Source organism: Nostoc sp. S13, from assembly GCF_029379315.1.
Lineage (GTDB): Bacteria > Cyanobacteriota > Cyanobacteriia > Cyanobacteriales > Nostocaceae > Nostoc.
This window is the reverse complement of the sequence record NZ_JAQYWQ010000009.1, coordinates 15,689-29,335: the sequence shown is the minus strand read 5'-3', so window position 1 is coordinate 29,335 and position 13,647 is coordinate 15,689. Positions and strand designations below refer to the sequence as shown.

The 13,647-nt window shown below is 41.9% G+C and carries 13 protein-coding genes; 4 read left to right on the top strand and 9 right to left on the bottom strand.

Annotated features, from left to right (window positions below; all coding sequences use genetic code 11):
* Positions 1-26 precede the first annotated feature (26 nt).
* On the top strand, positions 27-3,257 hold the full coding sequence (locus tag PUQ00_RS05005) for a GAF domain-containing protein (protein WP_300413754.1): 3,231 nt from the start codon (positions 27-29) through the stop codon (positions 3,255-3,257).
* A 209-nt stretch (positions 3,258-3,466) separates the two neighbouring features.
* On the opposite strand, the gene PUQ00_RS05000 is transcribed toward PUQ00_RS05005, so the two are convergent.
* From PUQ00_RS05000 to PUQ00_RS04990, 3 genes are read right to left on the bottom strand one after another with little or no spacing between them, the layout of a single operon-like run.
* Positions 3,467-3,634: a DUF4351 domain-containing protein gene (locus PUQ00_RS05000; RefSeq protein WP_300413752.1), complete on the bottom strand. Its 168-nt coding sequence runs from the start codon at positions 3,632-3,634 to the stop codon at positions 3,467-3,469.
* A 31-nt stretch (positions 3,635-3,665) separates the two neighbouring features.
* The gene (locus tag PUQ00_RS04995) at positions 3,666-3,812 is read right to left on the bottom strand and encodes a DUF3368 domain-containing protein (protein WP_300413750.1); all 147 of its coding nucleotides are present in this window, start codon (positions 3,810-3,812) and stop codon (positions 3,666-3,668) included.
* A 26-nt stretch (positions 3,813-3,838) separates the two neighbouring features.
* Positions 3,839-4,093 carry a UPF0175 family protein gene (locus PUQ00_RS04990; RefSeq protein ID WP_292760927.1) on the bottom strand — a complete coding sequence of 85 codons (255 nt, stop codon included), beginning with the start codon at positions 4,091-4,093 and terminating at the stop codon, positions 3,839-3,841.
* 32 nt (positions 4,094-4,125) lie between these two features.
* Here PUQ00_RS04990 and PUQ00_RS04985 point away from each other — a divergent pair, with 32 nt between their 5' ends.
* Complete coding sequence (locus PUQ00_RS04985; RefSeq protein WP_300413747.1) at positions 4,126-4,305, top strand: hypothetical protein; 180 nt, start codon at positions 4,126-4,128, stop codon at positions 4,303-4,305.
* Positions 4,306-4,549: 244 nt separating this feature from the next.
* On the opposite strand, the gene PUQ00_RS04980 is transcribed toward PUQ00_RS04985, so the two are convergent.
* Both PUQ00_RS04980 and PUQ00_RS04975 read right to left on the bottom strand, forming a co-directional pair.
* Entirely contained in the window at positions 4,550-6,478 is a 1,929-nt protein-coding gene (locus tag PUQ00_RS04980; RefSeq protein WP_300413745.1) for an ABC-F family ATP-binding cassette domain-containing protein, read from the bottom strand.
* A gap of 72 nt (positions 6,479-6,550) precedes the next feature.
* Positions 6,551-6,967, bottom strand: coding sequence for a DUF1824 family protein (locus PUQ00_RS04975; RefSeq protein ID WP_300413743.1), 417 nt, complete (start codon positions 6,965-6,967; stop codon positions 6,551-6,553).
* On the opposite strand from PUQ00_RS04975, the gene PUQ00_RS04970 reads away from it, so the two are divergent.
* A complete protein-coding gene (locus tag PUQ00_RS04970; protein ID WP_300413740.1) occupies positions 6,954-7,196 on the top strand; it encodes a hypothetical protein in 243 nt (80 codons plus the stop codon). The genes PUQ00_RS04975 and PUQ00_RS04970 overlap by 14 nt on opposite strands.
* A 64-nt stretch (positions 7,197-7,260) precedes the next feature.
* On the opposite strand, the gene PUQ00_RS04965 is transcribed toward PUQ00_RS04970, so the two are convergent.
* Positions 7,261-8,109, bottom strand: a complete 849-nt coding sequence (locus PUQ00_RS04965; RefSeq protein WP_300413738.1) for a prohibitin family protein — start codon at positions 8,107-8,109, stop codon at positions 7,261-7,263.
* A gap of 359 nt (positions 8,110-8,468) precedes the next feature.
* Here PUQ00_RS04965 and PUQ00_RS04960 point away from each other — a divergent pair, with 359 nt between their 5' ends.
* Positions 8,469-10,010 (top strand): NAD(P)/FAD-dependent oxidoreductase, encoded by a 1,542-nt coding sequence (locus PUQ00_RS04960; protein ID WP_300413736.1) that lies wholly within the window; start codon positions 8,469-8,471, stop codon positions 10,008-10,010.
* On the opposite strand, the gene PUQ00_RS04955 is transcribed toward PUQ00_RS04960, so the two are convergent.
* The 3 genes from PUQ00_RS04955 to PUQ00_RS04945 all read right to left on the bottom strand — a co-directional run bounded on the left by PUQ00_RS04955 (position 9,997) and on the right by PUQ00_RS04945 (position 13,613).
* Positions 9,997-10,671, bottom strand: coding sequence for a hypothetical protein (locus tag PUQ00_RS04955; protein ID WP_300413734.1), 675 nt, complete (start codon positions 10,669-10,671; stop codon positions 9,997-9,999). The two genes, PUQ00_RS04960 and PUQ00_RS04955, sit on opposite strands and share 14 nt — an antisense overlap.
* Before the next feature lie 614 nt (positions 10,672-11,285).
* Positions 11,286-11,747 (bottom strand): hypothetical protein, encoded by a 462-nt coding sequence (locus PUQ00_RS04950; protein ID WP_300413732.1) that lies wholly within the window; start codon positions 11,745-11,747, stop codon positions 11,286-11,288.
* A gap of 27 nt (positions 11,748-11,774) precedes the next feature.
* Entirely contained in the window at positions 11,775-13,613 is a 1,839-nt protein-coding gene (locus tag PUQ00_RS04945; RefSeq protein ID WP_300413730.1) for a bifunctional serine/threonine-protein kinase/formylglycine-generating enzyme family protein, read from the bottom strand.
* Positions 13,614-13,647 lie beyond the last annotated feature (34 nt).

Here is a 13,647-nt window from a genome sequence, read left to right as displayed (position 1 = left end):
TTTCAATATTTAAAATCCGGCTGGCAATGGAAAACGCCTCTAATATTCAACCAAATTCAGAGCAGCAACAATCTCCTTCAGATATGACATTCTCCCTGCCTCAGAGTGAGAAACAAAAAGCTCTATCTGGAGTTATTGCCCGCATTCGCGAGTCTCTAGACATAGAAACCATCTTCAAAATTACAGTCACTGAAGTACGCCAGCTTCTGAAAACCGACCGGGTTAGTGTGTTTCGTTTTTATCCCGATTTAGGATGGGAAGGGGAATTTATTTATGAAGATGTGGGAGCAGAATGGGGTTCGGCACTAGCAGCCAAACTGAGCGACCACTGCTTTGCTGCGGAGTTTGCAGGAATATATCAGCAAGGGCGAATTAAAGCAATGGCTGATATATATCAAGCTAATGTAAGTGATTGTCACGTTCAAATGCTACAAAGATTCCAGGTACGTGCCAATATAGCCGCCTCTTTAATTAAAGGTAAAGATTTATGGGGATTGCTGTGTATTCATCAGTGTAGTAGTCCTCGCCAATGGGAAGCATCAGAAATTGAGTTTGTGGAATTAATCGCCGAACATCTGGGAGTTGCCTTGCAGCAAGCAGATTACCTGGAACAAGTGAAATTACAATCAGCACAACTAGCACATGCAAAAGCCGTAGAAAAAGCCGCAGAATGGCAGAAAACCATCGCCATAACCATTGAGAAAGTTCGTCAGTCTCTAGACTTGGAAAGCATTTTCTACACAAGTACCACAGAACTTAGAGAAGTGCTGAATGCTGACCGCGTGGCTATCTATCGCTTCAATGCAGATTGGAGTGGTGAATTTGTGTTTGAATCAGTGGCGGAAGGTTGGTCTTGCCTAATGCAAGACCAGTTGCTGCGACCAGAATTGAAAGAAAACATCAGCGCATGTAGTGCCAAAGATTTAGCTAAACCCCCATTAGCTGATACTTACTTACAAGATAAACAGGGTGGTCGCTTCAGCAACTGTGAATTATACCGTGTTTGTAATGATATTTACAGTGCAGGTTTTAGCGACTGCTACATTAAGGTATTAGAGAGCTATCAGGCAAAAGCTTATGTGATTCTGGCCATTTACCACGGTCAAAAGCTTTGGGGCTTGATAGCAGTATACCAGAACACCAAAACCCGTGATTGGCAAGAAGATGAAATCTATTTGCTTACCCAAGTTGGCATTCAACTAGGCGTAGCCTTGCAGCAAGCGGAATTCTTACGACAAACACAAATTCAAGCCGCAGAGATTAACAAAGCCGCAGAACGACAAAGGGCTTTGGCGAACACCGTAGAAAAAATTCGTCAGTCTTTGGATATTGACACTATTTTTAATACCACTACTCAAGAAGTTCTACGGCTATTAGAAGTGGAAAGAGTAGCAATTTATCGTTTCTGTGCTAATGGAAGTGGCGAATTTGTCGCTGATTCCATTGTTGATGACTGGATGTCAATGGTTAAGTCGCAGCCGATAACGGAAGGCGTTCTTGTGCAAGGAAAACAAGCGGGTAAGTATGCACGTAATGAAGTTTTTGTACCAATTTCTCACGGCGAAAAGCTGTGGGGATTGCTAGTAGCTTATCAAAATTTCCAGCCCCGTTATTGGCAAGATGAGGAAATCAACTTGTTAGCACAAGTTGGTGTCCAGTTGGGGGTAGCATTACAGCAAGCTGAGTCATTGAAACAGGTGCAGGCGCAAGCCCAAAAACTGGCTAAAGCCGCCGAACGAGAACGGAAAGCAGCCGAAAGGGAGAAAGCATTAGCCGCAACAGTAGAGAAAATTCGCCAGTCTCTTGATATAGCCACCATCTTTGCTACCAGTACAGAAGAAGTTCGGCGGCTATTGGAAGTTGATAGAGTCACAATCTATCGATTCGGGGCTGATTGGAGTGGGGAATTTGTTGCTGAGTCTTTAGCCGAAGGTTGGACACCAGTAAAAGAAATTGTAGCTGCGATGTCTACGACGGTCACTGAGCTTGCCTGCCCTGAGCCTGCGCCGTACCCCTACGGGGAAGCAAGCTACGCGCAGCGTCTGGTAGAGAAGGGTCGAAGTGTGGACTACGCCTACGCAGGTAATTACTTGCAAGAAACCCAAGGTGGAGATTTTACTAATAGTAAAACTCTTGTTATTAAGGATATTTACAGCAGCGATTATTCTATTCCTTATATTGCCCTGCTCGAACAAATGGAGGCTAGGGCATATATAATTGTGCCGATTTTTCAGGGTGAGAAACTTTGGGGATTGCTAGCAGCTTATCAAAATATCAAACCCCGTGATTGGCAAGAAGATGAGGTAGATTTGCTAATGCAGATTGGTACTCAGTTAGGAGTAGGACTTCAGCAAGGCGAATTACTCGAACAAACTCAACGTCAAAAAGAAGAAATCACCCAGACTTTTAAAGAATTACAGCAAACTCAAAGCCAGTTGATTCAAAGTGAAAAAATGGCAGGCTTAGGGCAGTTAGTTGCTGGTATTGCACATGAAATTAATAACCCGATTAGTTTTATTTACGGCAACATCACCTATGTTACGGAACATGCCCAAAATTTATTAAAATTACTGCGCCTCTATCAGAAACAGTATCCTAAGGCAACAGGAGAAATTCAAAAGCAAGTAGCAGCAGAGGATTTAGATTTCATTAGTGATGACTTGCCCAAAATTCTGACTTCAATGAAGATGGGGGCAGATCGAATCTCTCAATTAGTCTTGTCGTTACGAAGTTTTTCTCGGCTTGACGAAGCAGGAATGAAATCAGTCAATATTCATGAAGGCATCGACAGTACTTTGCTAATTTTACAACATCGACTGCAACCAGAGACTAATTCTTTTGCTATTGAGGTAGTCAAGCAATATGGTGAATTGCCCCTGGTAGTCTGCTATGCAGCCCAGATGAATCAAGTATTTATGAATATTCTTAACAATGCGATCGATGCACTGGAAAACTCAGAGAAAGCTGGAAAAAAAATTGATAATCCTAAAATTTTGATTCGTACAGAAGTCATAAAAGAGAATACTATTCTGATTTGGATTGCTGACAATAGTTATGGGATTCCAGAGGTAATGCGATCGCGCATTTTTGAACCTTTCTTTACCACCAAGCAACCTGGACAAGGTATTGGTTTGGGGTTATCTATTAGCTACCAAATTATTGTGGAAAAACACGGCGGTAATATCAAGTGTGTTTCTGAAGCTGGTAAGGGCTGTGAGTTCTGGATAGAAATTCCGATGAAACGAATAGTTAGTTAAGAAAAAACAGGTGATACCTTCTGGTGCATCCACTAGGCGTAGCTTGGCTTTTGAGGGTACGCCTACGCTATTTTAAATGAACCACAAAGACTAAAAAAGAGCGATGCTTTCTCTAGGAGACACTAGGCGTAGCTTGCTTCCCGTTCGCCCCTGGCATCCCGTAGGGAAGGGTACGGCGGGCTTTACCTGCGCTTGGTGGAATACATATCTTATTGCTGCTGTTGCAACCAAGCCAATAAATCAGCTTCAGTGCAAAAATCTAGTAAAGCTTCGGCTAAATCCTCTAAATTAGTTAAGGATAACTCACGCAGTTGCTCTTGTAATTCAGGAGTAATCACACCAATTCGCCTTGTTAATTGACGGTGGATTATTTTCAATTCTCCTTATTATAGAGTTTTTGCACTTACACTACTCACCAACAAGTCTAAGTGCTGACTCCAAAACTTGTGTACTGACTCTAAAACCAACCTGAATCAGTTGTTCAAAAATCGGTTTAGCGGTTTCGACCTTACCTTCCCGTTTTGCAAGCAGAATAACACCGAGAGTTCCCCGCACCGGAATTTCTAAAGCAAGTGCTGCGGTTAGTCACGCGCTAACTCCTGGGCTAATTCTTCAGGAGTTACTTGAAAAGGTGAAACATTATAGCGATCGAGTGCTTCTAGGAATTGGTGACGGCTAACTCCGGCAATTTCAGCAGCCTTAGATTGGGAAAGCATACCAACTTCATACCATTTGACAGCAGCCGCTAAACGCATCTCTTGAACAAACGTTTCTGGGTTACTGCGGAGTGCTGAAAAAACATCATTTGGAAGTTCGATGTTAATTTGGATGGTCATAAATTCAGTATTATTTATGGAGAGCTAATAGCGTGGTCAAGAAGAACAATCAAATACTACCATTACTACAGATTACTAACAGAGAAGAGTTAGAAGGCTTTGTGGAGGTGTTAGCAAATGTAACTAAGCTTTCCGTTGAAGGGCAGGAATATACGATTATGACGAGAACGAAGCCAAAGATAACCCCTGGCGATCGCTCATCGACAGTCTAGACAATTTCTGTGATGATTTTATGACTAATTGCGATCGGCCGCTCATCGACACCAAAGAGAGTTTTGTAAATCCGGGCGAATGGAATTCGCGGCTATACAAGCAAAGTCCACCTCCGTGGACTAAGGAAAAATCAAGGGTTTGAAACCCACGGAGGCGGGTTTTATATTTCGACTGCGCTCAACACAAGTCTGTATAGCCGCGATTTCTAATCGCTAGGTATTTGCAAACGTAAGATGCTTACCATCAAGACTCCATCTCTGCCAATTCTAACCAGCGTTCAGTCGCCACATCGATCGCTTGCTTGAGAGATTCCACCTGATTGTAAAGTTTTTGCACTTGGCTATAATTACCCGGTGAAACATTCGCTAGTGTTTTCTCGGTTTCTGTTTTCTCAGCCTCTAACTGGGCAATTTTACCTTCCAACTGCTCAAATTCTTTTTTTTCCCAATTAGATAATCTGCGCCGCTTTTGATTTTCTACATCTTTGGGTGAAGCCGCACCATTTTTAGCTTCGACATTTTTAGGCTTCTCCTTAGTATTAGCAGCTTGTTGCTGTGCTTCTTCAGCCTTCTTAAAGTCCAGATAAATCGAGTAATTACCTGGATATTGCCGGAGATTACCGCCTTCCTCAAAGGAAAATACTGTGTCGATGGTGCGATCGAGAAAGTAGCGATCGTGAGAAACTACAATTACACACCCGGCAAAATCCTCTAAATAATCTTCTAATACCGCCAATGTCTGTACATCTAAATCATTTGTCGGTTCATCTAAAATCAAGACATTCGGTGCACCCATCAAAACCCGCAACAGAAATAAACGTCTTTTTTCCCCACCTGAAAGTTTATGAATTGGGGCATACTGCTGATTCCCAGGAAACAGAAACCGTTCCAACATTTGGGAAGCAGTAATTTGAGTACCATCGGTAATTTTGACAAATTCTCCTTCTTCTTTGATGTAGTCAATCACGCGCTGATTTTCATTCAACGCTGTGAGCAATTCTTCAGAATGTTGGTCAAAATAACCGATGTGAATTGTAGTACCAATTTCCGCAATCCCAGAATCTGGCTTAACCCGCCCAGTAATCATATCCATTAAAGTGGATTTACCTGCACCATTAGCGCCGATGATGCCGATGCGGTCTTCTCGGCTAAATTCGTAAGTGAAATTATTAATCAGGGTACGTCCATCGTAGGCTTTAGAAATTTGATTTAATTCAATAACTTTTTTGCCAATGCGACGACCAACTGTAGAAATATCAACTTTACCCTGAACTTGTTTAAATTCAGTATCCCGCAGAGCATGAGCGCGGTCAATTCTAGCTTTTTGCTTAGTACTTCTGGCTTTCGGCCCTTTTTTGAGCCATTCTAACTCGCGCCGCAACACGCCTTGATGTTTACGTTGACTACTTACGGCTGATTCTTCAGCTAGAGCTTTCTTTTCCAGGTAATATGAATAGTTACCTGTATAAGTGTAAATGTCGCCTCGGTCAATTTCAATGATTCTATTAGTAACCCGATCTAAAAAGTAGCGATCGTGGGTGATGAGAAACAGTGCGCCGCGATAGCGATTCAAATAGCTTTGCAACCATTCTACAGAAAGAGCATCGAGATGGTTTGTCGGCTCATCCATGAGCAAAACATCGGGTTCTGCTAGCAACGCTGATGCTAAAGCAATACGCTTGCGATAGCCTCCAGACAAAGTGCTTATTTTTGCATCAAAGTCAGAAATTCCTAATTTTGTCAGGATGATTTTAGCATTAGTTTCTAGTTCCCAAGCACCACTGGCATCTATCCGTTGCATCACGACAGAAAGGCGAGACATCAGTTGGTTATCATCTGGATAGTGAACTAATTTATCTGACAGTTCTTCATACTCACGCACCAAAGCCATGTGTTCGCCACTGTCGGCAAAAACTTGCTCTAAAACTGTGTGATTTTCATCTAAATCTGGCTGCTGTGGTAAGTAAATAATTTTAGAACCGGAGTTAATTAAAATTTGACCGCTATCAATGGATTCTAGACCAGCTATCATTTTTAATAAGGTTGATTTACCAGAACCATTAGTACCAATTAAACCAACTTTATCGGTAGCATCTAAGCTAAAGCTAGCATCTTTTAAAATTTCTTTGATGCCAAAGTCTTTTTTTACTGATTGGAGTGTAAGAATACTCATAAGATTTAAGTCATTAATGATTTTTCATTAGTTAGTAGGCAAGGCACATACCCTACCTACATTCGCCGAATTCTATACAAATAAATCCAAGGGTAAATGTCCATACATCTCGTTAATTCCCTCTTCGTCGTCAGATTGGCAAGATACTAAGACACCACGGTGATGTCCAGCATAAGAATCGAGATAACACAAGCCATTTTTACCATTTAATTTGATATAAACTGGGCCTTCAGGTGTAAGTAAATTGTTTGGTGGTTCATAACCCAAAGCCAGAGAATACGTTTTCATAGCCAGTATTCCTTCTTCTGCTGTATCAGCACAAATTCCTAATATTTGATAATCGGCAAGGTTGGTGAGCAAAATTAAAGCACTACGAACTACTGCTTTTTCTGATGGCTTGAGGACAGGCGCAATGTCTAGACAGTTGAATTTATTCAGTAATTTTTTCGCTTCTTCGGCGGTGAGATTGGGATGATTGGGGGTTGACATAAACTCCGTTTATTATCTTGTTGATTTTGCTGTTGTGTTTGAGTTGGGACTAGCCCAACTTATACCATTTTGGATTTTAGACTTTCCTGCAAAACGCTACGCCAACGGCGTGACACTTCGACTTCTCTACGAGACGCTCCGCTTGCTTCCCCGTAGGGGTACGCTCAGTGCAAAGACGCTCAGTCGAACGCTTTTAAATTTGGGATTGGGAATCGTCCAAGTGTTGTAAAATTTGTCCGAGGCCAGAGCAAATTCCCTAATTTTGGAGCTTGTTATCTAATGCCCACTGCCTTTTACGGTTGATTTTGGACATTCCCAAGGTTGAATATGAAGGGGACGCCACTTTTTGAGTCACCACCCATAACCAGGACTTTTGGCATCTGAGCGCCGCCACTCTTCCAAGCTTCAATTGCTTCTTTTTGTAGAACCAACTGTCCTCCTTGGGCTTTAAGTGTCTCTGCTAAGAGTCTTTGAGATTCTGCTTTACCTTTGGCGCGATTCACATCTGCTTGTGCTTCTTGTTCAGCTTCCCGTGCTACATAAACGGCTCTTTGCGCCCTCTGTTCAGCAATTTGTTTTTCTTCGACTGCTTTGGCAAATTCTGGTGAGAACGCTAAGTCAACTACGCTAGTATCTAACACAATTATCCCATATTTGTCTAAGCGATCGCCTAACGCATTATCAAAGTCTTCTTTCAATTCACTTCTTTTGGTAATTGCTTCTTCTACTGTTCTTCTGGCTGCTGCAATTTTAAATGCTTCTTGTGTCTGAGGTGCAATGATTTTTGATACAATATTTTCTAAAGTTCCTTGTTTCCTTCTCACCTCAACTACCTGCATGGGATCGAGGCGAAAATTGATCGCAAATCTTGCAGATAAATTTTGCAAATCCTTAGTAGAACTCTCTGCTGGCACTTCAAACTTTTGCACCGTCAAATCATACACATCTATCACGGAGATAAAAGGCGGTTTTACATGAATCCCTTCTAATAAAGCGCCATCTCTAGCTTTACCCAAGATGCTAATCACTCCTGCTTGTCCAGGGGTGATAATGATAAAGGAATTTAGTCCGATAATCACTAGTATTGCTAACACAATTCCGAAAACTGTGGTTTGCCAATTTCCCAATTGCTGATTTTTCAAATTCCTCTCTCCATGTGGGTGATGAGTGCTGAGTGCTGAGTTAGGAGTGGAGCCGGAGACGCTCCGCCTCCGGTTAAAAATTGATTATTCTCTTTGTGATCTTCCTTCCCCATTCCCTAGTTCCCAGTCGTTAGTAAAATAGTACGGATAAATTTGAGAGTAGTAAATAGTCAAAAGTTTTGCTTTGACTTGAGTAAACTCAGTTACTAGTTTAAGTTTCTCATCAGTTTGTCTAAATCAAGTCTTTAATCTTCAGACTCAGGACTCAGAACTCAGAACTTTGTTCCGTGGTAATATCAGTTGCACGAAACCGCAAAAAGCCGTGGCTACTGTATTAAAATCTCATCGGGTATAGGGATATGCAAAACACAGATATAGTTGTCATTGGTAGCGGTATTGGCGGTTTGAGTTGTGCTGCTCTTTTGGCACGGTATGGCTTTGATGTGATAGTCTGCGAAAGCCACTCCATTGCTGGAGGTGCTGCCCATACTTTTGAGCGCAATGGTTTCAAATTTGACTCGGGCCCGTCCCTGTACTCTGGACTGTCTTACAGCCCCTCTGCCAACCCGTTGCGACAAGTGCTAGATGCCATTGGTTCTGAATTACCATGTGTAACCTACGATACTTGGGGTTGTTGTCTACCAGAAGGTGATTTTGACACGTCGGTTGGTGCCGAGCAATTTTGTGAAGTACTGATGAAATTCCGTGGTGATGATGCTGTAGCCGAATGGCAGGAACTCCAGCGCGTTATGAAACCATTCGCTAGTGCAGCAACTTCCATACCACCAGCCGCATTACGCTTTGATCTTGGTGCAGCTAGAACTGTGGGGCCGTTTCTCCCATCTCTGACAAAACATGTTGCGAATATAATCAAGCTGACAGGCCCCTTCAGCCGGATTATGGATGGCGTTATCAAAGATCCATTTACCCAAAACTGGCTCAATTTGCTGTGTTTTCTGCTTTCTGGGCTGCCAGCAGATGGTACTAGTGCCGCAGAGGTAGCATTTATGTTTGCGGATTGGTATCGACCAGACGCAGTACTTGAATATCCAATTGGTGGTAGTGGTGCTTTAGTTGACACTCTTGTCCAAGGATTGGAGCGTCACGGTGGGAAGCTCATATTAGGCGCTCATGTGGAGCAAGTGCTTGTAGAAGGTAATCATGCGGTGGGTGTGCGTCTGCGCGATCGCCAAGAAATTCGGGCGCGTCGGGCAGTGATTTCTAATGCTTCGGTTTGGGACACACTGAAGCTACTACCAGAAAAAGCAGTACCTAAACAGTACCGCACCAAACGACAGGCAACGCCTGAGTGTGATAGCTTCATGCATCTACATTTAGGCATTGATGCTCAAGGATTACAGTCAAATTTGCGGTGTCATTACATCGTGGTCAATAACTGGGAATTGGGCGTGAAGGCACCTCAGAATGTTGTCGTGATATCAATCCCTTCAATTCTCGACCCATCCCTAGCACCACCAGGTAAGCATGTGATTCATGTGTATACTCCTGGTAATGAGCCGTATGCTTTGTGGCAGGGAATGGATCGAAGGAACCAGGAATATGCCGAACAAAAGCGATCGCGTGCAGAAGTAATGTGGCAAGCGCTACAGCGGATCATTCCAGATATTCGCTCTCGTTGCGAAGTCACGCTTGTTGGTACACCTCTAACCCACGAGCGTTTTCTCCGCCGTCACCAAGGTTCCTACGGCCCAGCAATTGCGGCAGGATCTGGTATGTTTCCTGGCCCTGGCACACCTCTACCAGGACTGATGTGCTGTGGAGACTCGACATTTCCCGGCATTGGTTTACCAGCAGTCGCTGCCAGTGGGATGATTGCCGCCAATACACTTGCACCTATTAATAAGCATTTAGCTATGCTTCAGGATATCAGCTGCATTTAATTTTTTGAGTAGAAAATCTAGTTGCCAAGAGAGCCGCACCTGCCACCAAAGTTGCTAGTACACTGTCAGGTTCAGGTACGGCAGCAACTTGAGCATCAATTCGTGCAGTTCCAGCAAACAAACCGCTCAAATTAGGCTCGCCTAGTATACTAGCAAACTCTGGAGAAATTAACAATTTAACATCAGGGATGGTTAAAGTTTGGCCATCAAATGCCACAAGTCCCTGAGGGCTTAAATCAAACAAAATTGTATTTAAAGAAACTGTGTCTCTTAAAACAAGTCCGCTGGCACCTGTGACAGTACGTCCGGGAGCCAAACCTATTGAAAAGTCACCAACAGTAATTTCCTTATTAAAGGTAACAGTACCAGTATCCTCAATTGTACCTGAGAGCGGAGTAAAACCGCCTTCGTCACTGAAGGTGAAGTTGGTGGCTGAGTCGATGTTGAAGCCAACCAAATAATTGCTGGGAATTGGTGCGACTGTATTATTAGTACCTGTCAAGATTAGCCCGATACTACTAAGAATCTCCTCGTGGTCACGATCAATGCTAGTGACTCCAGATATGACTTTAAAAGTTGCAGCTTCTACCTGTATGGGTGTAATTGATATAAAAGCTGCTGTAGTACAACCAAGAATCCCTGCAAACTGATAAAAACGCATATATATTCCTTATATTCGTAGTTATTCTATCTCAAAAAATGCTCTTTATTAATGTAACAAATCAGGCATTTGCGCGAACCAACTACTTCAAAATATCAAAGATTATTATCTTAAACTTTATATTAAGTAAGTGTCAAGTTAATACAAAAATGTAATTTTTACAGTTACAAATACAAAATTAATTAAGTGGGTAAAAATAAATTTCATTGTTCAGGATGGAGTATAGAGTATGAGGCATAAGGCATTAAGTATAAAAGATGATAAAAATATAGTTACGTTTAATTATGTCCAATTCCAATTATTTAACCTTAAACGTAACAATTATGATGTGGTCAAATATAAGTTTTACCTCTAATATTCATAAGGTTAGGTTAAGACGTGAAGCACTCTCTTATACCGTTTCACTTTAAAAATGATCCAAATACGTTGGTAGGGGCACAGCAATGCTTATGCGTGTCAAGTTAAGCCAAAACACAAGATAAAATTCTCGTTATACAGCCTCTGGCTGGAAATGCACCTCATTTTCAGGAGGCAACACCCCCATAATAAGCGTTCCCAGTCAGAGTTTGAGAACGAGAGAAAGCTGATTTGTTCTCGCCGACTTACTTCTTGGTTTATAAACTTGTTCTAATCCACCAGTTTATTTTCTCCAAGTTAGGATCTATTTCCTGCCAAAAGCTTGCTGATGAGTGTGCTTTCCTTGTTGCTGAGAGTATTTTATCTATACTGTCAAAGTTTTTTTTAATCAACTGCTTATCTAGTTTGGGAATATCTAATTTAAGATATTTCAGACGGTTGGGTAACTCTACTTTCTCTGTTGTCAACAAGTGGGGAATCTGAGTAACTTGTTCGATAATTTTGTCTATTGATGCCATTACTTCTTGCAGGCTCGGCTTTTTAGTTTGTAATTGCAAATCTTTTTGTTCAAAGTTTTCTTCTTGATTACCTAACTTTACTAACACTATTTTTACGAAGAAAATATTGTAATCAATCTCACTTACTTCACCCACTTGCTTGTAGTATTTTCCACTTTTATTTATAAGTACTATGTCACCTTTGTCAATTCTGTCGTTCATAATTTATATAGCCTCTGAATTAAATTGCTAAATAATCTCCTCTACGGAAAATACTACTCTAAAGCCAGAAATTCTCAGTCCACCTTCTGATTCATTCCAGCTACGACTGGCGCTGCGACAAAGTTCTGCATTGAAACTCCAAGAACCACCGCGCAGCACCCGACGATGTATATCACCGCCTACTTCCCAAGCTGTTCCATCTAAGGGTGCGTCGCTGTAATTGTTGTGCCACGAATCAGCGCACCATTCCCAAACTAGCCCGTGCATATCGTACAATCCAAAGGCGTTGGCGACTTCAAAACTACCGACGTTTGTTGTTTCTTTACGGAATTTGCTTTTTGGTTCGATAGTGCAACTGACTAACTCACAGGTAATTGTTTCGCCAAAGTGGAAGGAGGTTGTAGTTCCAGCCCGACAAGCATATTCCCATTCAGCTTCACTCGGTAAACGATAGTCGCGTCCAGTTTTTTCTGATAGCCTGAGACAGAATTCTACAGCCTCATACCAAGATACATTTTCCACTGGTCTATCTAGACCTTTGAATTTCGATGGATTGGGATTTAAAGCGTGTTTGACTTTGGGGAAAGCTGCTACTACTCTCCACTGTGCTTGAGTTACGGGAAATTTCCCCATAAAAAATGGTTCAACGGTAACTTTATGTCGAGGACGTTCGTCAGCATCCCCTTCAAACTCTGGTGAACCCATGATGTAAGTACCACCAGGAATCGATACCATTTCTAATGTGACAGACTTACCCAATTCTTCAGCAAAGAAGTTGGCATTGCAGTTGATACGGTTTACTTCTCTACCACCTGTGTCTACTGTCACTACGTTAAATTCAAAAGTTTCTAAGGGGGGTAATGGTACTATTACTTTTGGTGGTAGCGGCGGTAATCTGGCTTGAGATATCGAAACAATTTTGAGGGCAACAGGTTCAATATTCGAGGTCGTAAACTTCAAATCGTTGATAGCTTCTACTGCTGTTTGATACCTTTCACTCGCTAAATGTTTTAGTAATTTATCTAGAATTTTCCCTAAGTCGTCGCTGATAGTAATACTTTTTTGCTGTAACCGTTCGCGCCACAACCACTTAGCATTCATAGCATCATAAATAGGGTCATTAATCTGTCCAGAAGCATCCTGTAAAGGTAAACATCGAGTTAAAAGACGCACGCAAGTTACACCCAAAGCATACAAATCACTGCCGTGACAAGCAAATCCAGCCATTTGTTCAGTTGGGGCATAACCAAGGGTATAAATTACTGTAGCTTGTCTTCCTAAACTGGTTTGTGTTACCTGTTTAGCCCCACCAAAATCAATTAAGACGGGTTTTTCATCACTTGCACGGCGGATAATATTTTCTGGTTTGATATCCCGATGAATGACATGATGAGCATGAATGAATTGCAGAACTGGCAATAAATCGGCTAAAAGTTCCCAAATTTGTTTTTCAGTATAGATTTGTTGCTGAACTTCTTGTAAGAGAGTTTTTCCTTGAATAAATTCTTGAACAAGATACAGGCTAGTACCTTGTTCAAAATAAGCTAGTAATCTGGGAATTTGGGTATGATTTTCTCCCAGTTCATACAACCGAAAAGCCTCTTCTTTAAAAAATTCTGCTGCTTTAGTGCGTTGTCCAGTTCCCTGAAATTGTGGGAAAAATTGCTTGATGACGCAAGGGGCATTTAGTCTGTCTACATCTTCTGTAGCATAGGTTCTGCTAAACCCACCTTCACCTAAGAGTCTCAATACGCGGTAACGGTTTCTAAGAAATTTGCCAAAGTTGCTTTGTCCGCAACTCACGCAAAATCTATTGCTATCAGAGTTGAATGGATTTGAGCAATTGGGATTTTGGCAGATTTGCATAATGAGACGGAAATAGCATCTTCTCCAAAGTTAG